The organism is Pseudonocardia phyllosphaerae (genome assembly GCF_046546475.1).
GTDB classification, from domain to species: Bacteria; Actinomycetota; Actinomycetes; order Mycobacteriales; family Pseudonocardiaceae; genus Pseudonocardia; species Pseudonocardia phyllosphaerae.
In genome coordinates this window covers 1-25,491 of the sequence record NZ_JBKGXS010000005.1, presented here as the reverse complement: position 1 = coordinate 25,491, position 25,491 = coordinate 1, and the positions used below count along the sequence as shown (strand labels likewise).

General features: G+C 73.8%; 22 protein-coding genes, 1 tRNA gene, 1 rRNA gene and 1 pseudogene. 2 read left to right on the top strand and 23 right to left on the bottom strand.

Annotation, left to right across the window (positions count from 1 at the left end; genetic code table 11):
• The first annotated feature begins 272 nt into the window (after nucleotides 1–272).
• Nucleotides 273–728 (top strand): pyridoxamine 5'-phosphate oxidase family protein, encoded by a 456-nt coding sequence (locus tag ACLE50_RS12225; RefSeq protein WP_410943604.1) that lies wholly within the window; start codon nucleotides 273–275, stop codon nucleotides 726–728.
• Nucleotides 729–828: 100 nt separating this feature from the next.
• Here ACLE50_RS12225 and ACLE50_RS12220 read toward each other — a convergent pair whose 3' ends face one another.
• The 12 genes and pseudogenes from ACLE50_RS12220 to ACLE50_RS12165 all read right to left on the bottom strand — a co-directional run bounded on the left by ACLE50_RS12220 (nucleotide 829) and on the right by ACLE50_RS12165 (nucleotide 11,950).
• Complete coding sequence (locus tag ACLE50_RS12220) at nucleotides 829–1,860, bottom strand: iron-siderophore ABC transporter substrate-binding protein (RefSeq protein ID WP_410943603.1); 1,032 nt, start codon at nucleotides 1,858–1,860, stop codon at nucleotides 829–831.
• A 476-nt stretch (nucleotides 1,861–2,336) separates the two neighbouring features.
• Nucleotides 2,337–2,410, bottom strand: a tRNA-Pro gene (locus ACLE50_RS12215).
• A gap of 110 nt (nucleotides 2,411–2,520) precedes the next feature.
• Nucleotides 2,521–2,763: a hypothetical protein gene (locus tag ACLE50_RS12210; RefSeq protein ID WP_410943602.1), complete on the bottom strand. Its 243-nt coding sequence runs from the start codon at nucleotides 2,761–2,763 to the stop codon at nucleotides 2,521–2,523.
• Nucleotides 2,764–2,794: 31 nt separating this feature from the next.
• Complete coding sequence (der, locus tag ACLE50_RS12205; protein WP_410943893.1) at nucleotides 2,795–4,207, bottom strand: ribosome biogenesis GTPase Der; 1,413 nt, start codon at nucleotides 4,205–4,207, stop codon at nucleotides 2,795–2,797.
• A 115-nt stretch (nucleotides 4,208–4,322) separates the two neighbouring features.
• A complete protein-coding gene (cmk, locus tag ACLE50_RS12200) occupies nucleotides 4,323–5,048 on the bottom strand; it encodes a (d)CMP kinase (protein ID WP_410943601.1) in 726 nt (241 codons plus the stop codon).
• Between the two features lie 50 nt (nucleotides 5,049–5,098).
• Entirely contained in the window at nucleotides 5,099–5,461 is a 363-nt protein-coding gene (aroH, locus tag ACLE50_RS12195) for a chorismate mutase (RefSeq protein ID WP_410943600.1), read from the bottom strand.
• A gap of 4 nt (nucleotides 5,462–5,465) precedes the next feature.
• Nucleotides 5,466–6,227 (bottom strand): pseudouridine synthase, encoded by a 762-nt coding sequence (locus tag ACLE50_RS12190; RefSeq protein WP_410943599.1) that lies wholly within the window; start codon nucleotides 6,225–6,227, stop codon nucleotides 5,466–5,468.
• Between the two features lie 4 nt (nucleotides 6,228–6,231).
• Entirely contained in the window at nucleotides 6,232–7,212 is a 981-nt protein-coding gene (scpB, locus tag ACLE50_RS12185) for an SMC-Scp complex subunit ScpB (protein WP_410943598.1), read from the bottom strand.
• Nucleotides 7,213–7,558: 346 nt separating this feature from the next.
• Nucleotides 7,559–8,410 (bottom strand): annotated as a pseudogene (locus ACLE50_RS12180) (segregation and condensation protein A); the annotation flags it as partial.
• Between the two features lie 2 nt (nucleotides 8,411–8,412).
• Entirely contained in the window at nucleotides 8,413–9,252 is an 840-nt protein-coding gene (locus ACLE50_RS12175) for a ParA family protein (RefSeq protein ID WP_410943892.1), read from the bottom strand.
• 770 nt (nucleotides 9,253–10,022) lie between these two features.
• Nucleotides 10,023–10,946 carry a site-specific tyrosine recombinase XerD gene (locus tag ACLE50_RS12170; protein WP_410943597.1) on the bottom strand — a complete coding sequence of 308 codons (924 nt, stop codon included), beginning with the start codon at nucleotides 10,944–10,946 and terminating at the stop codon, nucleotides 10,023–10,025.
• A gap of 11 nt (nucleotides 10,947–10,957) precedes the next feature.
• Complete coding sequence (locus ACLE50_RS12165) at nucleotides 10,958–11,950, bottom strand: LLM class F420-dependent oxidoreductase (RefSeq protein WP_410943596.1); 993 nt, start codon at nucleotides 11,948–11,950, stop codon at nucleotides 10,958–10,960.
• Nucleotides 11,951–12,055: 105 nt separating this feature from the next.
• Between ACLE50_RS12165 and ACLE50_RS12160 the strand changes: the two genes are divergently transcribed.
• Nucleotides 12,056–12,748 (top strand): DUF1707 domain-containing protein, encoded by a 693-nt coding sequence (locus ACLE50_RS12160; protein WP_410943595.1) that lies wholly within the window; start codon nucleotides 12,056–12,058, stop codon nucleotides 12,746–12,748.
• A 12-nt stretch (nucleotides 12,749–12,760) separates the two neighbouring features.
• Here ACLE50_RS12160 and ACLE50_RS12155 read toward each other — a convergent pair whose 3' ends face one another.
• The 11 genes from ACLE50_RS12155 to rrf all read right to left on the bottom strand — a co-directional run bounded on the left by ACLE50_RS12155 (nucleotide 12,761) and on the right by rrf (nucleotide 25,487).
• The gene (locus ACLE50_RS12155; RefSeq protein ID WP_410943594.1) at nucleotides 12,761–13,396 is read right to left on the bottom strand and encodes an NUDIX domain-containing protein; all 636 of its coding nucleotides are present in this window, start codon (nucleotides 13,394–13,396) and stop codon (nucleotides 12,761–12,763) included.
• Nucleotides 13,393–15,165, bottom strand: coding sequence for a CTP synthase (locus ACLE50_RS12150; RefSeq protein ID WP_410943593.1), 1,773 nt, complete (start codon nucleotides 15,163–15,165; stop codon nucleotides 13,393–13,395). The genes ACLE50_RS12155 and ACLE50_RS12150 overlap by 4 nt, the downstream gene beginning before the upstream one ends.
• 22 nt (nucleotides 15,166–15,187) lie before the next feature.
• Complete coding sequence (locus ACLE50_RS12145) at nucleotides 15,188–16,129, bottom strand: copper transporter (protein ID WP_410943592.1); 942 nt, start codon at nucleotides 16,127–16,129, stop codon at nucleotides 15,188–15,190.
• Complete coding sequence (gene steA / locus ACLE50_RS12140) at nucleotides 16,126–17,301, bottom strand: putative cytokinetic ring protein SteA (RefSeq protein WP_410943591.1); 1,176 nt, start codon at nucleotides 17,299–17,301, stop codon at nucleotides 16,126–16,128. The genes ACLE50_RS12145 and steA overlap by 4 nt, the downstream gene beginning before the upstream one ends.
• Nucleotides 17,302–17,377: 76 nt before the next feature.
• Nucleotides 17,378–19,258: a DNA repair protein RecN gene (gene recN, locus ACLE50_RS12135; protein ID WP_410943590.1), complete on the bottom strand. Its 1,881-nt coding sequence runs from the start codon at nucleotides 19,256–19,258 to the stop codon at nucleotides 17,378–17,380.
• Nucleotides 19,259–19,368: 110 nt separating this feature from the next.
• The gene (locus ACLE50_RS12130; RefSeq protein ID WP_410943589.1) at nucleotides 19,369–20,490 is read right to left on the bottom strand and encodes an NAD kinase; all 1,122 of its coding nucleotides are present in this window, start codon (nucleotides 20,488–20,490) and stop codon (nucleotides 19,369–19,371) included.
• Complete coding sequence (locus ACLE50_RS12125) at nucleotides 20,487–21,302, bottom strand: TlyA family RNA methyltransferase (protein WP_410943588.1); 816 nt, start codon at nucleotides 21,300–21,302, stop codon at nucleotides 20,487–20,489. Before ACLE50_RS12125 ends, ACLE50_RS12130 begins: the two co-directional genes overlap by 4 nt.
• A gap of 1 nt (nucleotide 21,303) precedes the next feature.
• Nucleotides 21,304–21,510 (bottom strand): hypothetical protein, encoded by a 207-nt coding sequence (locus tag ACLE50_RS12120; protein WP_410943587.1) that lies wholly within the window; start codon nucleotides 21,508–21,510, stop codon nucleotides 21,304–21,306.
• Between the two features lie 83 nt (nucleotides 21,511–21,593).
• The gene (locus ACLE50_RS12115) at nucleotides 21,594–22,601 is read right to left on the bottom strand and encodes an HAD-IIA family hydrolase (protein WP_410943586.1); all 1,008 of its coding nucleotides are present in this window, start codon (nucleotides 22,599–22,601) and stop codon (nucleotides 21,594–21,596) included.
• Complete coding sequence (locus ACLE50_RS12110; protein ID WP_410943585.1) at nucleotides 22,598–23,782, bottom strand: tetratricopeptide repeat protein; 1,185 nt, start codon at nucleotides 23,780–23,782, stop codon at nucleotides 22,598–22,600. Before ACLE50_RS12110 ends, ACLE50_RS12115 begins: the two co-directional genes overlap by 4 nt.
• 1,588 nt (nucleotides 23,783–25,370) lie before the next feature.
• Nucleotides 25,371–25,487 (bottom strand): 5S ribosomal RNA (gene rrf, locus ACLE50_RS12105).
• Between the last annotated feature and the right edge of the window lie 4 nt (nucleotides 25,488–25,491).

Here is a 25,491-nt window from a genome sequence, read left to right as displayed (position 1 = left end):
CTCTCCTCCGTCGTCGGTCGCGCGTCATCAGTCACAGACTGCCGAGTTTGCCGGTCCGGCAACAATGATTGCCGACAGGCGGGGTTCCGCTGACGATGCGCCCGCGGACGTCGGGATGCAGCTGATGCAGTCGTTCGAGTAAATGCGCGCTGGGGGTGCGTTACCTGCAACACTCATCCGGTGAACGGAACGAAGGACGGGTATGCGCGGGTCTCCACCGCCGCGCAGGACGTCGCAGCGCAGCCCGGAAGCAAACCGGAAGGATTCCGTTCATGATCGCTCCGCGTCCGCTTGACGATCGCATCAGCGCCGCACGGCGACGACTCAGCGATACCCACCAGCTCTGGCTCGCGTCCGGAGGAAGCGGTGGGCCGCACATGATCCCCGTCGCGTTCGTGTACGACGACGGACAGATCGTCACCGCGACAGCGGAACGGAGCCGGACAGTCGCGAATCTCCGTGAGTCACAACGAGCTCGGCTCGCCCTCGGCACGACTGATGACGTGGTCATGGTGGACGCGAGCCTGGAACGGTTCGAGACCGTGTCGGAGATTTCGCAGCCTGTCGCGGACAGGTTCGCAGCCGTCTCCCACGACCCACGCCACATGCCTGGATACCTCTACATCAGGTTGTGTCCCACACGAATCCAGGTCTGGAACGGCTACCACGAGTTCGCCGGTCGTACAGTGATGCTCGCCGGCAACTGGCTAACCTCGCCTGTCGATTAGTGAGCAACTTCGGAACCAGCGTTCCGCGAAAGGCATCGCTTTTCACCGTGACCCCACCGAGGTCGGCCACATTTGCTCAACGCCGCGGTTCAACCGGCACTCAGGATGACGGAGCCACCGCGGGCGGAGTGGTGGCCGGGTTGCCGTCGAGCACGGCGTCGAGCTGCGGCGGCAGCGCGTCGAGCAGCCGCGGCAGGCTGAGCACAGTGATGTAGCCGGTCATCGGATCCAGGTTGTTGCGGCCCTCGGAGGAGATGTAGAGCGCACGCCCCTGCTTGACCACCGGCCCCTGGGCATAGCCGGGGCTGGACTTGATCGCCGCCTCCTCACCGTCGGCGAACGTGACCCAGACGATGCCGTCGACGTCGAGCAGGTCCGCCCGCTCCAGGCTGATGTAGGAGCCGAACTTGTCCCCGGCGAGACGGTCGAACTCCGCCGGCACGGTCATCCCGAGCTCGGTCAGCAGCTCTCCCCGCGGATCCTTCGACGAGTAGACATACCACTGCTCCTTGAACCAGCCGGCGGTGATCACCTTCTTACCGGCCCACTGCGGGTGCGCCGCCTTCGTCCGGTCGATCTTCGCCCGGACGTCGCCGATCATCTGCTCGGCCTGCTCCGAGCGGCCGAGCGCCTTCCCGACGATCCGGGTCTGCTCGTCCCACGGGATCCCGTAGTCCTGCACACCCTGCGGCTGGTCCACGGTCGGAGCGATCCGGGAGAGCAGGTCGTAGTCGGCCTGCGTCAGACCGCCGTACAGACTCAGGATCAGATCCGGCTTCAACGCCGCGACCTGCTCGATCGGAACGGTGTCCGCGGTGGGCAGGACGGTCGGCAGCGGGGCGGAACCCAGCTTCTCCTTCGCCCAGGGCCACAACGCACCGGGATACTCGCCGTACCACTCGGTGGTACCGACCGGGACGACACCGAGCGCCATGACCGGGTCCTGATCGGTATACCCGAGCGTCACCACACGCTTCGGCTCGGCCGGGATCTCGGTGGAGCCGAACTTGTGCGCAATGGTCACCGGAAACGCGCCCCCGGCCCCGGACGACGCCCCGCCCGACGACGCACCGGACCCGCACGCCGCGAGCACCCCCGCCAACACCACCGCCGCGAACGCCGCGCCGGTCATCCGTAGCCGGTGTCGCACCGACCCGGTCCCCATCCGTCTCATCGACTTCCGCCCTCGTCACTCGTTCGTATGACGTTCGCCTACCCTAATCTGAAGAAAGGCGTTCCGGACCAATCCGGCATCAGTCCGAGATCGCGATGGCTCGCAGCGCCCGCGTCCAGGTGTCGGCGACCGCCCGCACCTCCACCTCGTCGAGCACCGCGTCCAGCCCACACCCACGCCGCGGGCAGCTCGAGCCAGGCGCCGATCGCGGCAGACACCCGGGACGCAGGGACCCCGCGACATCCGGGCCCGCCGGCCGCGGGGCACTCAAGAGCCCGGTTTCGCACCACGAACGGCACCACGGACTGTCGGAGCAGTCCCTCCGAAGATCAACTACATGATCAACATAGACGATCATGCAGCCTGACGTCTTCCCTGGTCAGAGCATGAAAAAGGGCGGCTCTCCCAGTGGAGAACCGCCCGTTTCCGGCCTGTCGGGACGACAGGATTTGAACCTGCGACCCCTTGACCCCCAGTCAAGTGCGCTACCAAGCTGCGCCACGTCCCGGCCACCCCTTGCGGGGCACGTCAAGACTACCGCACGCCCCGCCCGCGTCCGCCGGGGGTGTCCCCGCGCCCGGGAGCCCCGCGGACCTGCGCGGACACACCTGATGAAGATCAGCTGTCCGGACGCGTCGACCTCGCTTCGACGAGCCGCCGGCGCGCGACGAGGATGCTCAGCCAGGCGAACACGCGCCGGTCCGGCTCACCGTCGGCCCCGTCCCACGGGAAGAGCAGGTCGGCGTACCAGGACGCCTCGGTGGCGGCGTCGTCGGCGAGGCCGGTGCCGCCGCGGCGCACGAGTGCGAGCTCGCACGCCGCGCGCACGCGCCACACCCAGAGCCGCTCCAGCGCCGTCACACCGACGGTCTCGCCGCCGGGGGCCGGTCGGTTACTTCTTGCGGGGCCGCTTCTCCCGGACCCGCACCGACAGCCGGATCGGCGAACCGGCGAAGCCGAACTCCTCACGCAGCTTGCGCTCGACGAACCGGCGGTAGCCCGCCTCGAGGAAACCGCTGGTGAACAGCACGAACGTCGGCGGACGGGTCGCCGCCTGCGTCGCGAACATGATCTTGGGCTGCTTGCCGCCGCGCACCGGCGGCGGGGTTGCGGCGACCAGGTCGGACAGCCACTGGTTGAGCCGCCCGGTCGGGATTCGGGTGTCCCAGGACTCCAGCGCCCGCTCCAGAGCCGGCCCGACCCGCTGCACCGAGCGCCCGGTCAGCGCCGAGACGTTGACCCGCTCGGCCCAGCGGACGCTGATCAGGTCCCGCTCGAGCTCGCGGGTCATCTGGTAGCGGCGCTCCTCGTCGACCAGGTCCCACTTGTTGAACAGGATGACCAGGGCGCGGCCGGACTCGGCGACCATCGACAGCACCCGCTGGTCCTGCTCGGCGATCGGCTCGGACGCGTCGATCAGCACCAGCGCGACCTCGGCGGCGTCGATCGCGGCGCTGGTGCGCAGCGACGCGTAGTACTCCATGCCCGAGGCCATCTTGACCCGCTTGCGCAGGCCCGCGGTATCGACGAACCGGTAGGTGTGCCCGTCGAGCTCGACCAGGGAGTCGACCGGGTCGACGGTGGTGCCGGCGACGTCGTGCACGACCGAGCGCTGCTCACCGGAGAGCTTGTTGAGCAGGCTGGACTTGCCGACGTTCGGCTTGCCGACCAGCGCGACGCGGCGCGGGCCCTCCCCACCGGGACCGAACGTCTCACGCGGGGTCTCGGGCAGGACGTCGAGGATCGCGTCGAGCAGGTCGCCCGAGCCGCGTCCGTGCAGGCCCGACACCGGGATCGGCTCGCCGAGACCGAGCTTCCAGAGCTCGGCGGTGTCGGCGGTGAGCCGGTCGTCGTCGACCTTGGTGGCGCACAGCAGCACGGGGATGTCCGCGCGGCGCAGCACGCGGGCGACTGCCTGGTCGGTCGTCGTGGCGCCCACCGAGGCGTCGACGACGAGCAGCACCGCGTCGGCGCTGCGCATCGCGGTCTCGGCCTGCTGGGCGACGAAGCCCTGCAGGCCGGCCGCGTCGGGCTCCCAGCCGCCGGTGTCCATCAGCTTGAAGCGGCGGCCGTTCCACAGCCCGTCGTAGACGACGCGGTCCCGGGTGACGCCCGGGACGTCCTGCACGACCGCCTCGCGGCGGCCCAGCATCCGGTTGACCAGCGTCGACTTGCCGACGTTCGGCCGTCCGACGACGGCCAGGGTCGGTACCGCCAGCACCTCGTCCGGGTCGATCCCGGACGCGACGCGCCCCTCCTCGTCGACGGCGACGAACTCGCCGGGGTCCAGCCCGAGCCGGTCCATCTCCGCCCGGTCGTCGTCACCGACGACGTAGGGGGTCTCGTTCTCGCTCACCTGTCACTCACGTCCCGGCCGGTTCGATCCGGCCTCGCTGTCGTTCACGAGCGACCCTCCCGGGTCACCCGTCCAGTCCCCGCTCGACGACCAGCTCGCGGAGCCGGTCGAGCACGGCGTCCGCGGAGAGCAGGTCGGTGTCGAGCACCAGGGCATCGGCCGCCGCGTAGAGCGGGGAGACGCGCCGCGACGAGTCGAGGCGGTCCCGCCGCTCGACGTCGGCCAGCGTCGCGTGCATGTCGCTGCCGCGCCCCGCCTTGGCGTCCTGCCGGCCGCGTCGTGCGGCCCGGACCTCGGGCGACGCCGTCAGGTACACCTTGAGCGGCGCGTCCGGCACCACCACGGTACCGATGTCGCGGCCCTCGACGACGATCCCGCCGCCGGCCCCCGTCGCGGCCCCGATCAGCGCGTGCTGCCGGTCGACCATCGCCGCCCGCACCTCGGGCACCGCCGAGACCGCCGAGACGAACCCGGTGACCTCCGGGCCGCGGATCTCGGCCGAGACGTCGTCACCGTCGAGCGTGATCGTCGGCGACGACGGGTCGGTGCCCGACTCCATCGGCGCCCCGGTCGCGACGCGGGCGATCTCCTCGGCCGGCGTCTGCTCGGTCAGCCCGGCACGCAGCGCGGCGAGCGTCGCCGCCCGGTACATCGCCCCGGTGTCCAGGTACGCAGCCCCGCAAGCCTGCGCCAACCGTCGCGAGACGGTCGACTTGCCCGTCCCGGACGGGCCGTCCATCGCCACGACCCCGCGCAAGGCCACCTGTCCCCCAGCTCGTTCCGCCGACATCTCGCCCGGCATTCTCGCCGGTCGGCGCCCGCGGACGCGGGGCGGGGTGCCTACTGCGGGAGATCGGTGCGCAGCGCGCGGGCCCCGTGCAGGTACACGTGCCGCATCTCCGCGCGCCCCTTGGGCGTCTCGACGTGCGCGAGCAGCCGCAGCACCCGCGGCAGCGCACCCGGCACCGCCATCTCGGTGGCGCACATCAGCGGGACGTCGCTGAGCCCGACCAGCCGGGCGGCGTAGGCGGGGAACTCGGCGGTGACGTCGGGTGTCGCGGTGAACCAGATGGAGATGATGTCGTCGGAGGCCAGCTCGTTGCGCTCCAGGACGGCGGTCACGAGCTCCGCGGAGCGGTCCAGGATCTGCTCGCGGTCGTCGGCGTCGACCTGGGTCGCACCGCGCAGTGCACGTACGGGCATGGATCTACAGTCCCACGGCCTTGTACAGCGACCCGACCTCGACCCGGTCCAGCGGGCGCAGCTTGCCCGGCTTCTGGTTGCCGAGGCGGACCTCGCCGACGGCGGTGCGCACCAGCCGCAGCACCGGGTGCCCGACCTCGGCCAGCATCCGCCGGACGATGTGCTTGCGGCCCTCGTGCAGCACCAGCTGCACCGTCGAGCGGCCGGGAACGACGTCGACGAGCTTGAACGCGTCGATGCTCGCGACGCCGTCGTCGAGCTCGACGCCGTCGCGCAGCCGCTTGCCCAGGTCACGGGCGATCCGGCCCTCGACCTCGGCCAGGTAGGTCTTGGGCACCTCGTAGGACGGGTGCATGAGCCGGTGGCCCAGCTCGCCGTCGTTGGTGAGCAGCAGCAGGCCCTCGGTGTCGGCGTCGAGCCGGCCGACGTGGAACAGCCGCTGTGCCTCGTTCATCAGCTCGACGCGGTCGGCGAGCAGGTCCCCGACGCAGGGGCGGCCGAGGTCGTCGGACATCGTCGAGTGCAGGCCGACCGGCTTGTTCAGCGCCAGGTAGACCTGGTCGTCGCGCAGGGTGACGCGCGCGCCGTCGACGTGGACGACGGAGGTGTCCGGGTCGATCCGGCGGCCCATCTCGCGGACGGTCTGGCCGTCGACCTGGACGCGGCCCTGCGCGATCAGCTCCTCGGCGGCACGCCGGGAGGCGACCCCGGCACGGGCCAGCACCTTCTGCAGCCGTACGCCGTCGGGGTCGTGTGGGGTACTCATGGTTCTAGCTTCCGTCCAGGTCGTCGATCGCGTCGATGTCGGGCAGCAGCGGCGCCAGCGGCGGCAGCTCCTGTACCGAGGAGAGCCCGAGCCGTTCCAGGAACAGCTCGGTCGTCCGGAACAGTGTCCCCCCTGTCTGTTCCTCGGTTCCGGCCTCCTCCACCAACCCGCGGGTGAGCAGGGTGCGCAGGACGCCGTCGCAGTTCACGCCGCGTACCGCCGCGACCCGCGACCGGGTCACCGGCTGGCGGTACGCGACGACGGCGAGGGTCTCCAGCGCGGCCCGGGTGAGCCGGGCACGCTGGCCGTCGAGCAGGAACTTCTCGACGTAGGGGGCGTAGCAGTCGCGGGTGTAGAACCGCCAGCCCTCACCCGCGCGGCGCAGGTCGATGCCACTCGCCCGCTCGGTGTAGGCGATCGCCATCCGGTTGAGCGTCTGCCGGACCCGCCCCGGGGTCTGGCCGAGCGCGGTGCCGAGGGAAGCCTCGTCGATCGGGGAGTCGACGACGAGCAGCAACGCCTCGAGCGCGTGCTCCAGGTTCGTGTCGTCGTCGAGGTCGTCGGCGGGGGCGTCGATCTCGACGGGCTCGGGTTCGGTGTCGAGGGCGGGCGTCGGCTCCGGTTCGGGGGCCGGTTCCTCGGGGGCCGATTCCTCGGGGGCCGATTCCTCGGGGGCCGCGGGCGGTGCGTTCGGGTCCTCCGCCGGGGTCTCCGTGCTGTTGATCAGCACGCTGCTGTCGTCGGTGGTGCCGAACGGTGCTGATCGACCGGGCTGAGGAGGCTCGGTGCCGGGGAGCTCGTCGGCAACGGGCTCGTCGGCGGGGGGCTCGTCGGCGGGGGGCTCGTGCGGTGTCTCCACCGGCGGCGGCGCCGTACGGCGCTCGTCGGCGTGCGGGCTGCGCGGCACGGTGCGGCCGATCAGGCGCAGCAGCTCGGACGGGTCCTCCGGGTCGTCGGAGCCCGGCCGGTCGTCCGGATCAGTCACCGCGGGGCCCGCTCCCGTCGTGCTCGATGTCCACGGGGTCGTTCACCGGGACAGTGTCCGTGGTGTCGGCGTGGGCTATGCCGTCCGGGGTGGCGCCGTCCGGGGTGGCGCCGTCCGGGGTGGCGCCGTCCGGGGTGGCGGTGCCGACGGTGTCGTCGTCGGTGTCGTCGTCGAGGTCGTCTGCCTCGGAGTCGGCGTCGTCGGGCCCGGACAGCTCGGCATCGGGTTCCGAGTCGTCCTCCGCCGAACTCGGCTCGTCCGACGTGGCCACGTCCTGCTCCGGGACCCGGTTCTTCTTGCGCCGCCTGCGGTTCCGCGCCCGAACGGCCTCCTCGGCGGCGGCCGCCTCGTCCTCCAGGGCGGCGGCGTAGGCGACGGGGTCGTCGGCGCGATCGGCGGTCCAGCTCACGGTCAGCTCACCGAACGGCTCGTCCTGCTCCAGCGCGACGGACCGCTCCCGGTAGAGCTCCAGCAGCGCCATGAACCGGGCGATGACCTCCATCGTCGCCACGCAGTCCGCGGTGAGCTGGGCGAACGTCGCCTCCCGCTCGACGGCGAGCCGCTCGCGCAGCAGCTGCGCGTGCTCGGCGACCGAGACGTGGACCGCGTGCAGGTGGTCGACGCCCACCTCCTCGGGCGGGCGCGGGCGGAACACCGCGGCGGCGAGCTCGGCGAAGGCCTGCGCGTCGACGCCGAGCAGCACCTCCGGCAGCAGCTCGGCGTACCGGTCCTCGATCGACACCGAGCGCGGGAACCGGCGCAGCGCCCCGTTCTCCAGCTCGACGAACAGCTGCGCCGCCTCCTTGTACGCCCGGTACTGCAGGAGCCGGGCGAACAGCAGGTCACGGGCCTCGAGCAGTGCGAGGTCCTCCTCGTCGTCGACCTCCGCGCCGGGCACGAGCCGGGCCGCCTTGAGGTCGAGCAGCGTCGCGGCGACGACGAGGAACTCGGTCGTCTCGTCGAGGTCGGCATCGTCACCGAGGTCGGTGAGGTGGGCGATGAAGTCGTCGGTGACCTTGTGCAACGCCATCTCGGTGACGTCGAGCTCGTGCTTGCCGATCAGCTGCAGCAGCAGGTCGAACGGGCCCTCGAAGTTCGCCAGCCGGACCGTGAATCGGCGGCTGCGCGGCGACGCGACGTCGGTGTCGTCGAGGTTCTCCGGTCCGCCCGGTCCCGCGCCGGGACCGTCGGCGAGCAGGGTCACCGGGCGATGACCTCGCGGGCCAGCAGCCGGTACGCCGCGGCGGCGCCGGAGTTCGGGGCCCAGGTCGTGATCGGCTCACCGGCGACGGTCGTCTCCGGGAACTTGATCGTCCGGTTGATGACGGCCTCGAACACCTTGTCCCCGAACGCCTCCACCACCCGCTCGTGCACCTGCTTGGTGTGCAGGGTGCGGGTGTCGAACATGGTGGCGAGCACGCCGAGCAGCTGCAGGTCCGGGTTGAGCCGGTCGGTGACCTTGTCGATCGTGTCCATCAGCAGCGCGACGCCGCGCAGCGAGAAGAACTCGCAGGCCAGCGGGATGAGGACCTCGTCGGCACAGGACAGGGCGTTGATCGTGAGCAGGCCGAGCGACGGCTGGCAGTCGATCAGGATGACGTCGTAGTCGGACAGGAAGCGCTTGAGCGCCCGGCCGAGCGCCTGCTCGCGGCCGACCTCGGTGACCAGCTGGACCTCGGCGGCGGACAGGTCGATGTTCGACGGGACCAGGTGCATGTTCTCGACGCCGGACTCCAGCACGATGTCGTCCGGGTCGGCGTCGCGCTCCATGAGCAGGTTGTAGACCGTCGACTCGAGCTGGTGCGGCTGCACGCCGAGGCCGACCGAGAGCGCGCCCTGCGGGTCGAAGTCGACGAGCAGCACCTTGCGGCCGTACTCGGCGAGCGCAGCGCCCAGGTTGATCGTCGAGGTGGTCTTGCCGACGCCGCCCTTCTGGTTCGCGACGGCGATGATCCGCGCGGGCCCGTGGCTGGTCAGCGGCTCGGGCTCGGGGACGGCGGCGCGGTGCCGGCCGCCGGGGAGTGCACCGGTCTCGACCACCGAGCTCTCGACGGCCGCGGCCTCGGCCTCGTCGATGGCGTCGGCGTCGTGCTCATGGCCGTCATGGCCGTCAGCGGTGGCGACGTCGTCGTTCTGTCCCGCGGCGTTCTGTCCCGCGGCGTCGGCGGCGTCGGTGCGGACCGCCTGCGCGACATCGGCCTCGGCGGCGTCGAGCCGGTCCGGCGTGCTCTGCTGCCGGGCGCCCGTCTGCTCGGTGTTCGGCTGCCCGGCGCTCGGCTGCCCGAGGTTCGGCCGCCCGGCACCTGTCTGATCGGTGTTCGGCTGCCCGAAGTTCGGCCGCCCGATGTTCGGCTGCCCGGTGCCCGGCTGCCCCGGATTCGGCTGCCCGGAGTTCTGCTGCCCCGCATGCGGGTGCCCGGGGGACACCTGCCCGGCGTTCGGGTGCGCGGGGTTCGCGTGGCCGGGGTTCGAGTGCCCGGTGGTGCTCGACTGTCCGGTGGTCGACTCGGCAGCACCGTTGTCGACGGCGGGTGTCTGACGGTGGTCGGTGTCCGGCCGCGTCGGGTCCATGCGGTCTCCGGTCTCGTCGAGGGCTGTACCGGGCCGGACGCTCGGAGGGTCGCCGGACCGGGGCCGGCCCACGTCGTCCGCTGCGCACCGGACGTGTCGACGCCCGTCGTGCGGCGCCCACGACGACACCACGACTGCGAGGCGTCACGCCGCGAACCGGTTCCACGTCACCTTACCGGCGGGGCGTGACGGATCTCCGGCCACCTGCCCGGCGTGTCGCGGCAGGTCTGCGCCGCAGCTCAGCCGCGGGCGCGGGGGTGCGCGGTCGCGTAGACCTCACGCAGCGTGTCCACGGTGACGTGGGTGTAGATCTGGGTGGTCGCGACACTGGCGTGCCCGAGCAGCTCCTGCACGACGCGGACGTCGGCACCGCCGGAGAGCAGGTGCGTCGCGAAGCAGTGCCGCAGGGTGTGTGGCGAGACCGACGCGACCACCTCGGGGCCCAGGCCGGACGCCTCCGCCGCGCCGCGCAGCACGTGCCAGGCGCTCTGCCGGGAAAGCCGGGCGCCGCGCGCGTTGAGCAGCAGCGCAGGCGACCCGTTCCCCTTGGCCGCCAGCTCCGGGCGGGCCCGGACCCGGTAGGCCTCGACGGCCTCGAGCGCCGGACGCCCGACCGGGACGATCCGCTGCTTGTCCCCCTTGCCGTGCAACAGGATCGTCCGGGCCTCGACGTCCAGGTCGTCGGCGTCGGCCCCGATGACCTCCGAGATCCGCGCGCCGGTGGAGTACAGGAGCTCGAGCAGCGCGCGGTCCCGCAGGCCGAACGGGCCGTCGGCGACGCAGCCGGCGAGCAGCTGCTCGACCTGGTCGACCGACAGCGTGTTCGGCAGCGTGGAGGGCTGCGCGGGCGGGGCGACCGCCGCACTGACGTCGGCGGCGACCAGCCCCTCGCGCACCGCGAACCGGTGCAGCCCGCGCACCGCGGCCAGCGCCCGGGCCGTCGACGACGCCGCGAGGGGCCGCTCCCCCGTCCGCAGCGCCGCGACGAACCCGGACACGTCGCTCTCGGTGACCGCGGCCAGGTCGTCGCGGCCGGACGCGGCCAGGTGCGCGAGGTAGCGGTCGAGGTCGAGGCGGTACGAGCGCAGCGTGTTCTGCGCCCGCCCGCGCTCGACGGCGAGGTGGCCCAGGTAGTCCTGGACCACGCGTTCGGGACTGGGCACGGCGCCGGGGCTCAGTCGCGCAGCGCCGGGACGACCTCGCGCTCGAAGAGCTCGATGCCGGAGCGGTCGTAGGCGGCCTCGGGGAAGTAGAAGATCCCGTAGGTCATGCCGACGGCGCGCATGGCCGAGAGCTTCTCCACGATCTGCTCCGGCGTCCCGACCGCCGGGAGCCCGCGGAACCCGCCCAGCTGGGCCTCGGCCTTCTCGGCGCCGACGATCGGGGTGAGCCGGTCGACCATCTGCTGCAGCCGGTCCTCGACCTCGGCCTCGGTGCGCCCGATCGCGACGTTGTAGTTGGCGGAGCGGACGATCGCGTCGTAGTCGGTGCCGAGCTCGCTGCAGTGGTCGGCCAGGATCGCCGACTTGTGCCGGAAGCCGTCGAAGCTGCCGTCGAAGTTGGTGTACTGCGCGTACTTCGCGGCGATCTTCAGGGTGACCTTCTCACCGCCACCGGCGATCCACAGCGGGATACCGCCGTCCTGCAGCGGGCGGGGCGCGACGATGGCGTCGTCGACCTGGTAGTACTTCCCGTCCAGCGTGGCCCGGCCCTCGGTCCAGGCCTGGCGGAAGATCTGCACGCCCTCGTCGAGCATGCCCAGGCGCACGCCGGGGCGGGGGAAGCCGTAGCCGTAGGCGCGCCACTCGTGCTCGTACCAGCCGGCGCCGATGCCCATCTCGACGCGGCCCTTGGAGATCACGTCGGTGGTGGCGGCGACCTTCGCCAGGTAGGCGGGGTTGCGGTAGGCCATGCAGGTGCACATCTGGCCGAGGCGCACGCGCTCGGTGGTCGCGCCGAGGGCGGCCATCAGTGTCCAGGCCTCGTGACAGGCCTCGTCGGTGGGGGCGGGGACGGTGTGGAAGTGGTCGTAGACCCAGACCGACTCCCACACGTCGCCGCGGTCGGCGTGCTCGGCGATGCCGCGCATGACATCCCACTGGGCAGCCGGGTCGATGCCGACGAGGTCGAGTCGCCAGCCCTGGGGAACGAACAGTCCGAAGCGCATGGGGCCCAGCCTAGGCCCGCCGGGCGCGTGATCCGCCGTGCAACACCGCACGGTTCGGTTCTCCGGACGATCGTCGCCGGGCCTGCTGACCGCTAGCGTTGCGGGATGGAGGAACGGGTCGGGCACGAGCAGCGCACGCAGGCCGAACGGGCGCTGTCCGCCCACCACGAAGCGGGGCGACTGGACGCCGTCGAGTTCGAGGAGCGGGCCGGGCGGATCCGCGCGGCGACGACGGCGAGCGAGCTGTGGGCAGAGTTCACCGACCTGCCCGAGCCGCATCCCCGACCGGATGTGCCGCCACCGGCGCAGGCGCCGTGGGCGTGGCCGCCGTCCGGTGCGCCGACCCGGCCGTACCCAGGAGCGCAGTACCCGGGTCCCCAGTATCCGGGAGCGCAGTATCCGAACCAACCGCAGTACCCGGCCCAGCAGTACCCGCCGCCGTACCAGCACCAGTATCCAGGGGCCGGCGCCTACGGGGGTCCGCCCGGTGTCCACCCGTCGCACCCGGGCCCGGCCGCGTACGGGCCGCAGGGCTACGACCCGTCGGCGCCCTACGGGCGCGAACCCGGGTCCGGGATGCCGTACTCGGACAAGCAGAAGATCGTCGCCGGGCTGCTGCAGATCCTCATCCCGTTCGGGATCGGCCGGTTCTACACCGGCCAGGCCGGACTCGGGGTCGCGCAGCTGCTGGTCACGCTGCTGACCTTCGGGTTCGGCGCGATCTGGCCGTTCGTCGACGGCATCGTCATCCTCGCCGGCCGCCCGACCGACCAGCGCGGGCTCCCGCTGCGGCCCTGAGCCCGGGGCCGCTCAGTCGCCGTCGCGGCGGCGGGCGAAGCGGACCGGGCGGTCCTCCCACGGCGTCGTGACCGGGCGGGGCTCGGCGTCCCCGTCGAGCACGGCGCGGGCCGCGAGCAGCCCGGCGGCGGAGACGGCGTTGACGATCTCCCCGGAGAGCACCATGCCGACGGCGTCGTCGAGGTCGATCCAGCGCAGCTCGATGTCCGCCTCCTCGTCGTCGCCCAGGTCCGGGCGCGGCTTCTCGACGAGGTCACGCGCCAGGAAGACCCGGACGGACTCGTCGGAGAACCCCGGCGAGGGCACGACGTCGAGCAGCAGCGACCAGGTCGACGCGCTGAGCCCGGACTCCTCGGTGAGCTCGCGGTCGGCGGTGACGACGGGGTCCTCCCCCGCGACGTCGAGCAGGCCGGCGGGCAGCTCCCACAGCCGGCGGCGGACGGCGTGGCGGTACTGGTGCAGCATCCGCACCCGCCGGTGCTCGTCGAGAGCGACGACGGCCACCGCGCCCGGGTGCTCCAGGATCTCCCGGGTCGCGACGCGCCCGCCGGGCATGACGACGCGGTCGGACCGCAGCGCCATCACCCGGCCCGAGTAGACGTCGGTGGCCGAGCGGACCGGGAAGTCGTGCTCGCCGGGTCGGGTCACCGGGACGAGCCCTCGGTGGCCTCGACCGCGTCGGTCCCGCCTGCCGGTGCGTCGGCGTCGTCGGCGGCCGGGCCGTCCTCGGTGCGGGTGCCGTTGCGGCCCGGCAGCTCCACCGGGAGCCGGTCCTCGGCGCGGTAGCGCAGCGCCGCCTTCACGAACGCCGCGAACAGCGGGTGCGGACGGGTCGGGCGGCTCTTGAGCTCCGGGTGCGCCTGGGTCCCGACGAAGAACGGGTGCTCCGACGCGGGCAGCTCCACGAACTCGACGAGCGTCCCGTCCGGCGAGGTTCCGAACACCAGACCGGCCTCGGAGAGCTGCTTGCGGTAGGCGTTGTTGACCTCGAAGCGGTGCCGGTGCCGCTCGGAGATCTCCTTGGCGCCGTAGGCCCGCGCGGCGACCGAGCCGGGCTCAAGCACCGCCGGGTACGCGCCGAGGCGCATGGTGCCGCCCATGTCGCGCTCGCCGGCGACGACGTCGCGCTGCTCGGCCATCGTCGAGATGACCGGGAACTCGGTGTCCGGGTCGAACTCGGTGGAGCTCGCGCCGGGCAGCCCGGCGACGTCGCGCGCCACCTCGATCACCATGCACTGCAGGCCGAGGCAGATGCCCAGGGTGGGGATGCCGCGGGTGCGGGCGTGCCGGATCGCGCCGAGCTTGCCCTCGATGCCGCGGATGCCGAACCCGCCGGGGATCAGGACGCCGTCGACGCCGTCGAGCACCTCGGCGGCACCGGCCGGGGTCTCGCAGTCGTCGGAGGGGACCCAGCGGATCGCGACCTTCGCGTGGTGGGCGAACCCGCCGGCGCGCAGCGCCTCGGTGACCGAGAGGTAGGCGTCGGGCAGGTCGACGTACTTGCCGACGAGCGCGATCGTCGCGGTCTCCTGGGGGTGGTGCACCCGCTCGAGCAGGTCGCCCCACACCGTCCAGTCGACGTCGCGGAACGGCAGGCCCAGCCTGCGGACCACGTAGGCGTCGAGGCCCTCGCGGTGCAGCACCTTCGGGATGTCGTAGATCGACGGCGCGTCCGGGGCGGCGGCGACGCCGTCGAGCTCGATGTCGCACATCAGCGAGATCTTGCGCTTCATCGCCTCGGGGATCTCGCGGTCCGCGCGCAGCACCAGGGCGTCGGGCTGGATACCGATGTTGCGCAGCGCCGCGACCGAGTGCTGGGTGGGCTTCGTCTTCAGCTCACCCGACGGTGCCAGGTAGGGCACCAGCGAGACGTGCAGGAAGAAGCAGTTGTCCCGGCCGACCTCGTGGCGGACCTGGCGGGCGGCCTCGACGAACGGCAGCGACTCGATGTCGCCGATGGTGCCGCCGACCTCGGTGATGACGACGTCGGGGGCGATGCCCTCGGCGTCGGGCTCGGCCATCGCGAGGACCCGGTCCTTGATCTCGTTCGTGATGTGCGGGATGACCTGCACGGTGTCACCCAGGTACTCGCCGCGGCGCTCCTTGGCGATCACCTCGGAGTAGACCTGGCCGGTCGTGACGTTGGCCGGGGCACGGAGGTCGCGGTCGAGGAAGCGCTCGTAGTGACCGACGTCGAGGTCGGTCTCGGCCCCGTCCTCGGTCACGAAGACCTCGCCGTGCTGGAACGGGTTCATCGTCCCGGGGTCGACGTTGAGGTACGGGTCGAGCTTCTGCATCGTGACCCGGAGCCCGCGCGCCGTGAGCAGCTGGCCCAGGCTCGACGCGGTCAGACCCTTACCCAGCGAGGAAGCGACCCCGCCGGTGACGAACAGGTGACGGGTAACGCGTGTCTGCACGGGGTCTCAGCCTATCGGTGTCTCATCCGAGGGCGGGAACCGGCCCTGCCGCACCGGGTCCGGACCCGTAGCGGCCGGAGCGCCCGTCCTTCTGCTCGCCCAGCGCGAGCACGGTCGCGATCCGCCCGGAGGCGGTGTCGACGTCGTCGACGGTGGACAGTCCTGCGCTGTTCGCGTCGTCGGTGCGGGCGGCTCCGACGGGGCCGTCCGGGACGGCGGAGCCGGAGCGTCCGGCGAGGACGGTGCCGCCGTGCCGGTCCAGCTCGGTGGCCATCCGGGCGAGCGACGCCGCGGACGCGCCCGCGTCGACACCCTGGGCCGCTCCCCCGGTGACGACGACGGCCAGGCGGCCCGGCGCAGGCGGCGCGGCGGGCGCCTCGGCGAACCCTGCGCCGGCGAGCCCGGCGAGCACGGCCTGGGCCTGCCCCGGATCGGGCGCGGGCCCCTCGGCCGGGGTGAGCAGGACGGATCCGAGCAACCCCCCGGCGAGGGTCCCGGACTCCGACGTGGCGGGCAGCTGCGCCCCGGCGGGCAGCAGCCGCGCGGACAGGTCGCGGAGCTGGTCGGCCTTGGCGGGGTCGGTGACGGCGTCGGTGAGCCGGACCCGGCCGGCGACGCTGCCGCCCGCGGCGGTCACGAGGTCGGCGACGGCGGTGGTGTCGGCGTCGGTCCCGGCGGGGTCGCCGCCGACGGTGACCAGGGTGACCGGGACCCCGGTCAGCTTCCCGCGGACCACCCCGGGCCCGACACCCGCGGCGAACCGGTCGCCGGCGTCGGCTCGGGCGGCGAGGCCGTCGCGCTCGGCGGTGAGCTCCCGGATCTGGGCGGTCTGTGCGTCGTCGGCGCCCGCGGCGGCGTCGGCGACCCGGTCGGGCAGCCCGAACGTCGCGGCCAGGACCCCGGCGACCAGCGCCAGGATGCCGATCGCGACCAGCGAGATGCGGTGCCGCGCCCGCGAGATCACGCGAACAGCCCCCGGACGCGCTCGATCATCGCCTGCGCCCAGCCGAGGACGTCGCCCCCGGCGCCGGTGACCAGCAGGACCGCGACGACGACGGCGAGGACCGCCGCCGCGACGAGCAGCAGCAGCGGCAGCAGCGAGGAGCGGCTGCGGTACAGCTGGGCGATCATGGCGCCGTCGACGACGGTGCCGCCTGCCTGCAGGCGGGTCAGGAACGTGGAGGCGTTGGAGCCGGAGCGGCCGCGGTCGAGGAACTCCGCCATCGACGCCGACAACCCGACGGTGACGATCATCGTGGCGCCGTTGTGGTGCGCCAGCAGCAGCGCGAGGTCCTCGGGGTTGGCCATCGACGGGAACGTCACCGCGCTCGCGCCGAGGTCCTGGACGCGGTGCAGCCCGGGAGCGTGCCCGTCCGGGAAGGCCGGGACGACGACGTCGGCTCCGCTGGTCAGCGCCTGGTTCGACACCTCGGAGGGGTCGGCGACGACGAGGTCGGGCTTGTATCCGGCGTCGATGAGCGCGTCCGCGCCCGCTCCGACGCCGACGAGCACCGGGCGGTACTCCTTGAGGTAGGTCCGCAGCTGCTTGAGCACGGCCACGTGGTCGTACCCGGCGGCGACGACGAGTACCTGCCGGCCCTCGAGGTCGACGTCGACCTCGGGGACGCCGTAGCCGTCGAGCAGCAGCGACCGCTCGCGGCGCATGAACTCGGTGGTGTTCGCGGCGAACGCCTCGAGCTGGTGCGACAGACCGGACTTGGCCTCGGCGAGCGCGTCGGCGACCGTGTCCTCGGTCTGCTCACGACCCTCACCGAGCGGCTGCTCACCGGTGTAGAGGACGCCGTCGCAGAGCCGGACGCGCACGCCGTCCTTGACCGCGCGCATGATCTCGGGGCCGCAGTCGTCGACCAGCGGGACACCGGCCTCGACGAGCACCTGGGGACCGAGGTTCGGGAACCGTCCGGAGACCGAGGGCGCGGCGTTGACCACGGCGGCCACCCGGGCGGAGACGAGTGCGTCGGCCGTCGCCCGATCCAGGTCCACCTGGTCGAGGACGGCGATGTCCCCGGGGCGCAGCCGGCGCAGCAGCGACTCGGTACGGCGGTCGGTGCGCGCGGTCCCCGCGAGCCCGGGCAGCTCGGGACGCGAGCGGTGCAGCAGGCCGGAGAGCTTCATGGGCGCACCATGACACCAGCGGGGCCCGCGGCGCCGGAGGCACGCCGGACCGTCACCACACCTTCACCGGCCGGGGTCACCCCGCCTTCACCCGCGGTGTGCGACGGCTCCGACCGCTTCCCTCGCCCGCGTGGCCGGTCCGAGCGGCCCGGGCGCGGCCCGCGCCACCGGCGCGCCGGGAGCGGGCCTCGGCCAGGTCGGCGGGGGCGGCGCCGGGCCGACGGTCGGCCTCGCGGTGCGTGGTCGCCGCGGCGAGCAGCTCCTCGGCGTGCGCGCGGCCGGTATCGGTGTCGTCCATCCCGGCGAGCATCCGGGCGAGCTCGGCGGTGCGTTCGGTGTCGTCGAGCCGGCGGACCGCGGAGCGGGTGCTGCCCTCCGCGGACGCCTTCTGCACGACGAGGTGCCGGTCGGCATAGGCGGCGACCTGCGGCAGGTGGGTCACCACGATCACCTGGTGCGACGCGGCCAGCTTCGCCAGCCTGCGCCCGATCTCGACCGCCGCGCGGCCACCGACCCCGGCGTCGACCTCGTCGAACACCATGGTCGGTACCGGGTCGGAGCCGGCGAGGGCGACCTCGAGGGCGAGCATCACCCGGGACAGCTCACCGCCGGAGGCGCCCTTGTGCAGCGGCTGCGGCGACGCCCCGGCGTGCGGGACCAGCCGCAGCTCCACCTCGTCCACGCCACCGGAGCCGGCGTGACACTCCCGCCCGTCGACGACCAGCGAGGGGCCGGCGTCCGACGCCGGGCGCGGTGCGACACCGACCTCGAGACGGGCGTCGCGCATGGCGAGCCCGGCGAGCTCGGCGGTGGTGGCCTCGGCGAGCCGGCCGGCTGCCTCGGTCCGCGCCGCGGACACCCGGGCGGCGTGCCCGGCCAGCTCGGTGGCCAGCTCGTCGCGGCGCGCGGCGAGCTCGGCGAGCGCCTCGTCGGAGGTGTCGAGCCCGGCCAGGCGCTCGCGGGCCTGCGCGGCCCACTCCAGGACCCCGTCGGTGTCGGCGGCGTACTTGCGGGTGAGCGCCTTGAGCTCGGCCTGCCGGGCGAGTACCTCACCGAGCCGGTCGGGGTCGACATCGAGGCCGTCGAGGTAGCCGGTCAGCTCCGCGGCGGCGTCGGCGAGGACCGCGGAGGCCTCGGCGAGCCGTGGGCCGAGCTCGGCGAGTGCGGTGTCGCCGCTGTTCTCGGCGAGGGCGCGGGCGCGGCCGGCGAGCCCGAGCGCGCCGGGTGTCTCACCGTCCTCGGAGCCGGACAGTGCGAGCCGGGCGCCCTCGGCTGCGGTGCGCAGGTCGTCGGCCTCGGTCATCCGGCGGGCCTGCGCGACGAGGTCGCGGTCCTCCCCCGGCTGCGGATCCGCGGCGTCGATCTCGGCGAGGCCGTGGCGCAGCATGTCGGCCTCCTGGGCGAGACGCCGCGCGTTGTCGCGGCGCTCGGCCAGCTCGGCGATCACCCCCAGCCACGTCTCGCGGACGGTGCGGTACTGCGCCAGCGGACCGGCCACGGCGTCTCCGGCGAACCGGTCGAGCAGGGCCCGCTGGTCGGTGCCACGCAGCAACCGGAGCTGCTCGTTCTGCCCGTGCACGGCGAGCTGGGTCTCGGCGAGGCGCCCCAGCACCCCGACCGGGACGGAGCGCCCGCCGAGGTGGGCGCGGGAGCGGCCGTCGGCCGACACGGTGCGGGCCGCGATGAGGGTGCCGTCCTCGTCGGTGTCGGCGGCGACCTCCTCGGCCAGCTCACGCGCACCCGGCGACGCCACGAACCGCCCCTCGACGACCGCCCGGCGCGCCCCCGCGGACACCCGCGAGGACTCGGCCCGGCCGCCGCCGAGCAGGGTCAGCCCGGTCACGACCATGGTCTTCCCGGCACCCGTCTCACCTGTGAGGACGGTCAGGCCCGGGTCGAGTTCCAGGGTCGCGTCGTCGATCACGCCGAGCCCCTGGATCCGCATCTCGGACAACATGGGGCGACCATACGTTCGACCACCGACAGGAACCAGGCCCGGCGCACCGCAAACCCCGAACGGGTGTTCGTACGGTCGGTTCCGTGCGCCGAACGGTAGTTCGATCGCGGTCAGGGCGCCTCGCGCGTACCCCCGGCGTCGAGCGGCCCGGTATCGGCGTGCCCGGTATCGGAGTGCCCGGTGTCGAGTGGCCCGGTCTCGATGGTCCCCGCGGCGGGCGGCCGTGTGTCGCGGGCCCCGGTCTCGGGCGGATCGGCGGCGAGCGGATCGGCGGGGACGCGCGTGTCCGGGGTGTGCCCGTTGCGTGCCGCCCGCTCCTGCTCACGCCGCTGCTGCGCCCCGCGCCAGCCCCGCACCGGCAGGTCGAACTTGCGGACGAGCCGGTCGGCGAACGGCTGCGCGGCCAGGCGCACCATCCGCACCGGCTCGTCGGCCCGGAAGAGCTCCACCCGCGCCCCGGGCGGCACGGACACGGTGCGGCGCCCGTCGCAGTCGAGCACCGCGGACGGCCCGCCTGCGGAGACCTCGATCGCGACCACGCTGTCCGGCGCGATCACCATGGGGCGGGCGAACAGCGCGTGCGCGTTGCTGGGCACCACGAGCAGGGCCTGCACCTGCGGCCACACCAGCGGCCCGCCTGCGGAGAACGCGTAGGCGGTGGAGCCGGTCGGTGTCGAGCAGATGACGCCGTCGCAGCCGAACGAGGACACCGGGCGCCCGTCGACCTCCAGCACGACCTCGAGGATCCGGCCTCGGGTGGTCTTCTCGACGACGGCTTCGTTCAGCGCCCAGGTGCGGCCGAGCACGTGCCCGTTGGACCGGACGACGGCCTCCAGGGTGGTGCGCTCCTCGACCGAGTACCGGCCGCTGACCAGGGCGGCGAGCGCGTCGTCGAGGGTGTCCTCCTCGGCCTCGGCGAGGAACCCGACGTGGCCGAGGTTCACCCCGAGCAGCGGGACACCGGCCGGGCGGGCGAGGTCGGCGGCACGCAGCAGGGTGCCGTCACCGCCGAGGACCAGTACGGCGTCGGCGCCGCGGCCGCAGTCCGGGGTCCCGGCGACGGGCACCGGGGCCAGCTCCGCTGGCAGGTCGGGCTTCTCGGGCAGCTCCGCCCACTCGTCGGCCAGCACGCGCGTGCGGATGCCGTAGCTGCCGAGCACGGTCATGGCGTGCAGCGCCGTGCGCCGGTTGGTGGGACGGCCGGTGTGCAGGACGAGCAGGATCTCCCTCATGCCGGCCCGTCCGCGACGGCGGCGGTGAGCATCCGCTCCAGGTCCTCGCCGCCGGCGGGCTCGCCGCCGCGACGCAGGTGCAGGAAGTACTCGACGTTGCCGGAGGGGCCGGGCAGCGGGCTGGCGGCGGCGCCGAGGACGGCCAGGCCGAGTCCCTGGGCGGCCGTCGCGACGTCGCGCAGCGCCTCGGTCCGCAGTCCGTGGTCGCGTACGACGCCACCCGAGCCGAGGCGGGCCTTCCCCACCTCGAACTGCGGTTTCACCATCGGCAGCAGGTCGCCGCCGTCGGCGGTGCAGGCGGCGAGGGCGGGCAGCACGGTGCGCAGCGAGATGAACGACAGGTCGCCGACCGTCAGGTCGACCGGGCCGCCGATCTGCTCCGGCTCGAGAGCGCGGACGTTGGTGCGGTCGTGCACGTGGACGCGGTCGTCGGACTGCAGCCGCCAGACGAGCTGGCCGTAGCCGACGTCGACGGCGACGACCTCGCGGGCCCCGCGGGTGAGCAGGACGTCGGTGAACCCGCCGGTGGAGGCACCGGCGTCGAGGCAGCGCCGCCCGGCCGGGTCGACCGCCGGGAACGCCTCGAGCGCGCCGAGCAGCTTCTTCGCCCCGCGCGACGCCCAGTCGGGCTCCGTGTCGTCGGCCGCGACGACGACGGGTGCGTCCCGGTCGACGACGGTCGCGGCCTTCCCCGCCGGCATCCCGTTCACCGTGACCCGGCCGGCGGCGATCAGCTCCGCGGCCTGCCCGCGGGACCGGGCGAGCTTGCGCCGCACCAGTTCCGCGTCGAGACGTGCACGTACCGGCGCCACCTCAGCCGCGCTCCGACCCGGCGGTGAGCGCACGGCCCAGCGCCGCGTGCACCGCTTCGAACACCTCGGGGTGCTCGGCGACCGGCTTGTCGGCCAGGTCCTCGAGTGCGGCGACGGCAGCCTCGACGTCGGCACGCAGCGCCGCGACGGGCTGCTGCGCGGGCGGACGCGGGTCGCCGGGAGTGGGCCCGGGTGTGGGCACGGTCATCAGGTGATCTCCGGGGAACGGGGCTCTCGCCGTCACGGTAGCCGAACGCACCGACACGGGTCGGTGCGCTCGGCTCCGCGCGGTCAGCCTGCGGTCAGCCCGAGCTCGGCGAGTGCGGCCTCGGCGGCCGCACCGTCGGCGCGGACCCCGGAGGGAGCGGCACCGCCGTCCCAGGCGACGGCGACGAGCACCCGCAGGGCGTCCAGGGCCGGCTCCGGTGACCCGGCACCGTCCCCGGACAGCACGAGGCCGTCAGCGGAGCGCTCGGCCCGCCAGCCCGCGCGCGGGCCGGGCAGCAGCTCGTCGGGGTGGCGGAACAGCGCGGACATGTCGGCACCGATGTAGGTCGGGCGCTGCTCCACCGGTGCGCCGAGCAGCTCGGCCGCGTCGGCCACGCCGGTCAGAACCAGCAGCGACGGCGCGCCGAGCGAGTGCCCACCCTCGATGTCGGTGTCGAGCCGGTCGCCGACGACCAGCGGGTGCGTCGCGGAGCCCTGGGCCTCGCGCAGCAGCCGGGCCGCGGGCTTGCCCGCGACCTGCGGCGCCCCACCAGCGGCGTTCTGCACGGCCTGCACCATCGAACCGTTGCCGGGCAGCGCCCCGCGCTCGGTGGGCAGCGTGCGGTCGATGTTCGACGCCACCCACAGCGCGCCGCCGCGGATCGCGACGACGGCCTCGGCCAGCTGCCGCCACCCGGTCTCGGGCGAGTGGCCCTGGACGACGGCGTCGGCGCCCTCGGCGTCGCTCAGGACCTGCAGGCCCTGAGCACGCACCTCGTCGACGAGGGCGGACGTGCCCACGACCAGCACCGAGGCCCCCGACGGCAGCTGCTCACCGAGCAGCGACGCGGCGGCCTGCGCGCTGGTGCGGACGTCGTCCACGCCGGCCGGGAAACCGAGCTCGGCGAGGTGGTGGGCGACGTCGGCAGCACTGCGCGAGGCGTTGTTGGTGACGTAGGCGGTGCCGACACCACGCTCGGCCGCTGCCACGACGGCGTCCGCCGCACCGGGGACCGGATCGGGTCCGCGGTAGAGCGTGCCGTCGAGATCGGCGAGCAGGACGTCGTGTCGGGACAGCAGGTCGTCGCTCATCGGGCCTCCGGGTCCGTGCGGGTACCGGCCTCCGTCGGGCCGGTGTCCGTGGCCGGGCGCGCCCCGGCGGAGGTCGGCTCCGTCGCCGCCTCGGTGTCCGACTTCGTGTCCGACCCGGTGTCCGACTCCATGTCCGACTCCGTGGCCGGCTCGACGACCGGGGCGGGGCCCTCGTCGTCGGTGTCGGTCAGGTACGCCTCGTCAACCTGCAGATCGTCGTCGACGCGGTCGGGGTCGTCGGTACCGGCGTCCGCAGCGTCGGTCCCGCCGGGCCCGGTGTCCGCGGCGCGGGCGGAGTCCGCATCCGAGTCGGTCTCGGTGTCGGTCTCCGCGGGCGTGGCGTGAGCAGCCGTGTCGGCGTCGTCCTCACCGTCGGACTCGTCGGGGTCCTCGGCCCCATGGGCCTGGTCGACCGCGCCGGCCGGGACCGGTCCCGGGACGTCCTCGATGCCGACCAGCACGTCGTCGTCGGGTGAGCCGGGCAGCTCCTCACCGGTGATCTCGGCGATCCGGGCGCCGGCGTCGGTCTGTCCGTCGGCGTCGGCGTCGTGCGCGTGCACGAACCACTCGAGGGCCTCGGACTCCCGGCCGACGGCGAGCAGGTTGTCGGCGTAGGCGTAGAAGAGCCGCGCGCTCCACGGCTCCCGGCGCTTGGCGTCGAGCTCGGGCACCTGCAGCCCGACGACGGCGGCGTCGAACTCGCCCAGGTCACGGCGCGCGCCGGCGGCGACGATGAGCAGCTCGACACGCTCCTCGGCACTCAGCTCACGGGCTTCCGGGCTGCGGGCGAGGTCGAGGGCCCGCTCGGGACGGCCGAGGGCACGTTCGATGTCGGCCATGACCGGCACGTGGCCGGGGCCACCGCCCATGCGGCGGGCGGCACGGAACTCGCCGAGCGCCTCGTTCCACTCACCGGCGTGGTAGGCGACGATCCCCGACGCCTCCCGGACGACGGCGATCCGCGACGCCCGCTTACGCGCGTACCGGGCGTGCTCGAGGGCCTGCTCGGGCTCCTCGTCGACGAGCATCCCGGCGGCGACGAGGTGGCGGGCGACGGACTCGGCGGTCTCCTTCTGGAGGCCGCGCAGGTCGCGGCGGACGTCCGCGTCGAGCTCGGACGCCGAGACCGTGTCCGGCAGCTCCGGCTCCTGGACGAAGCTGCGCTCCGCCGACTCGGGCACCGCCCGGCGCGGACGCCGCTCGTCGCGGTCACCACGGTCCGGGCGGCCGCCGTCGCGGTAGCCGCCGCCCTGGCGGGCGGGACGGTCGTCGCGGGAGCGGCGGTCGTCACGCGGACCACGGTCGTCCCGGCGGGGGGCACGGTCGTCGCGACGAGGTCCACGGTCCTGCCGCGGCCCCCGGTCCTCACGCGGACCCCGATCGTCCCGCGGGGCGCGGTCGTTTCGCGGACCGCGGTCGTCCCGTGGGGCACGGTCGTCCCGGCGGTCGCGGGTGTCGGGGCGGCGGTCGTCGCCCCGCGAGCCGCGCTGCTCCGGACGACGGTCCCCGGAACGACGCGTGCGGTCCTCGTCGCGGACGAAGCCCGGACGGTCGCCGTCGTGGCGGTCACGGCCGGGGCCCGAGCTCCGGTTGCCGTGCGAGTCGCGGTCGAAGCCGCGGCCGCCCCGGTCGTCACGCGGGCCACGGTCGTTCCGGAAGCCCCGGTCCTCACGGGGGCCACGGTCACTGCGCGGACCACGGTCACTGCGCGGGGTGCGGTCGTCGCGCCCACCCCGGTCCTCACGGACACCGCGGGGCCCGCGATCGTTCCGGTACCCACGGTCCTCACGCGGCGCACGGTCGCTCCGGAACCCACGATCGTCCCGGCCACCCCGGTCGTCCCGCGGCCCGCGGTCGCCCCGGTAACCACCCCGCTCCTCGCGGGCACCCCGGTCGTTGCGCGGTCCGCGGTCGTCCCGGAAGCCGCCGGCGCGACGGTCGCCGTCGGGACGTCCGCCGCGGTCGTCGCGCCGGTCGTTCCGATACCCGCGGTCGTCCCGGGAGCTGCTGCGGGGGCCCCGGTCGTCCCGGACGGGGCGGTCGCCACGACCACCCCGGTCGTTCCAGTCGTTGCGGAAACCGCCACGGTCCGGTCGGCCGCTCCGGTTGCCGCCCCGCGGCCCGCGATCGTCGCCGCCGCGGCGCTCACCGTCCTCGCGGCGGTACGACGGGCGCCCGTCGCGGTCACCGGATCCGCGGTCGTCACGACGCGGACCACGGTCACCGCCGGAACGGGAGTCGTCACGCCCCGGACGGCCCCCGCCACGCCGGTCGTCGCCCCGCCGGTCGTCGCGGCCACCGCCGTCACGACGGTCGCGGAAGCTGTAGCCTCCGCGGTCACCCGGTCGCCCGTCACGGGAACCGCCGCCACGCGAGCCGCCGCGGCCGTCCTCGCGGGCGGAGCCGCGGTCGCCACCGCGCCGATCGTCGCCACGAGGGCGGTCATCGCGCGCCGGCCGGCCGGTGTCGCCACGGCCGCGGTCGCCGCCGGACCAGCCCGAGCCCGTACGCCCCCCGGCACCGCGTGCCCGGTCCGAGCGGTCGCCGCGCCGCCGGTCGTCGCTGTCCGCCCGGCCGCTGCCGGGACGCTCCCCGTCCGTCACGTGCTCAGGGTACAAACGAACACCGTCACTTTCGCGGTCGTCGACCGCACCGGGCGACCCGTCCACGGCCGGCCCGGCCGGAAGGATCGCGAGAACACACGAACAAGAAAAAGGGGGAGCCCGAACGGTGATGACACCGGAACGGACTCCCCCTTCAGAGGTTGAATGTCGGCGGCGACCTACTCTCCCACACCCTGACGAGTGCAGTACCATCGGCGCAGGAAGGCTTAGCTACCGGGTTCGGAATGGGACCGGGCGTTCCCCTACCGCTATGACCACCGACAACA

Excerpts from the sequence above, each read along its gene's own strand:
- aroH (WP_410943600.1), bottom strand. The coding sequence starts at position 5,461 with ATGCCCGTACGTGCACTGCGCGGTGCGACCCAGGTCGACGCCGACGAC.
- ACLE50_RS12225 (WP_410943604.1), top strand. The coding sequence starts at position 273 with ATGATCGCTCCGCGTCCGCTTGACGATCGCATCAGCGCCGCACGGCGA.
- ACLE50_RS12220 (WP_410943603.1), bottom strand. The coding sequence starts at position 1,860 with ATGACCGGCGCGGCGTTCGCGGCGGTGGTGTTGGCGGGGGTGCTCGCG.
- steA (WP_410943591.1), bottom strand. The coding sequence starts at position 17,301 with ATGAAGCTCTCCGGCCTGCTGCACCGCTCGCGTCCCGAGCTGCCCGGG.
- ACLE50_RS12165 (WP_410943596.1), bottom strand. The coding sequence starts at position 11,950 with ATGCGCTTCGGACTGTTCGTTCCCCAGGGCTGGCGACTCGACCTCGTC.
- recN (WP_410943590.1), bottom strand. The coding sequence starts at position 19,258 with ATGTTGTCCGAGATGCGGATCCAGGGGCTCGGCGTGATCGACGACGCG.
- ACLE50_RS12160 (WP_410943595.1), top strand. The coding sequence starts at position 12,056 with ATGGAGGAACGGGTCGGGCACGAGCAGCGCACGCAGGCCGAACGGGCG.
- ACLE50_RS12190 (WP_410943599.1), bottom strand. The coding sequence starts at position 6,227 with ATGAGTACCCCACACGACCCCGACGGCGTACGGCTGCAGAAGGTGCTG.
- ACLE50_RS12130 (WP_410943589.1), bottom strand. The coding sequence starts at position 20,490 with ATGAGGGAGATCCTGCTCGTCCTGCACACCGGCCGTCCCACCAACCGG.
- ACLE50_RS12115 (WP_410943586.1), bottom strand. The coding sequence starts at position 22,601 with ATGAGCGACGACCTGCTGTCCCGACACGACGTCCTGCTCGCCGATCTC.
- cmk (WP_410943601.1), bottom strand. The coding sequence starts at position 5,048 with ATGTCGGCGGAACGAGCTGGGGGACAGGTGGCCTTGCGCGGGGTCGTG.
- der (WP_410943893.1), bottom strand. The coding sequence starts at position 4,207 with ATGGACCGGCTCGGGCTGGACCCCGGCGAGTTCGTCGCCGTCGACGAG.
- ACLE50_RS12120 (WP_410943587.1), bottom strand. The coding sequence starts at position 21,510 with ATGACCGTGCCCACACCCGGGCCCACTCCCGGCGACCCGCGTCCGCCC.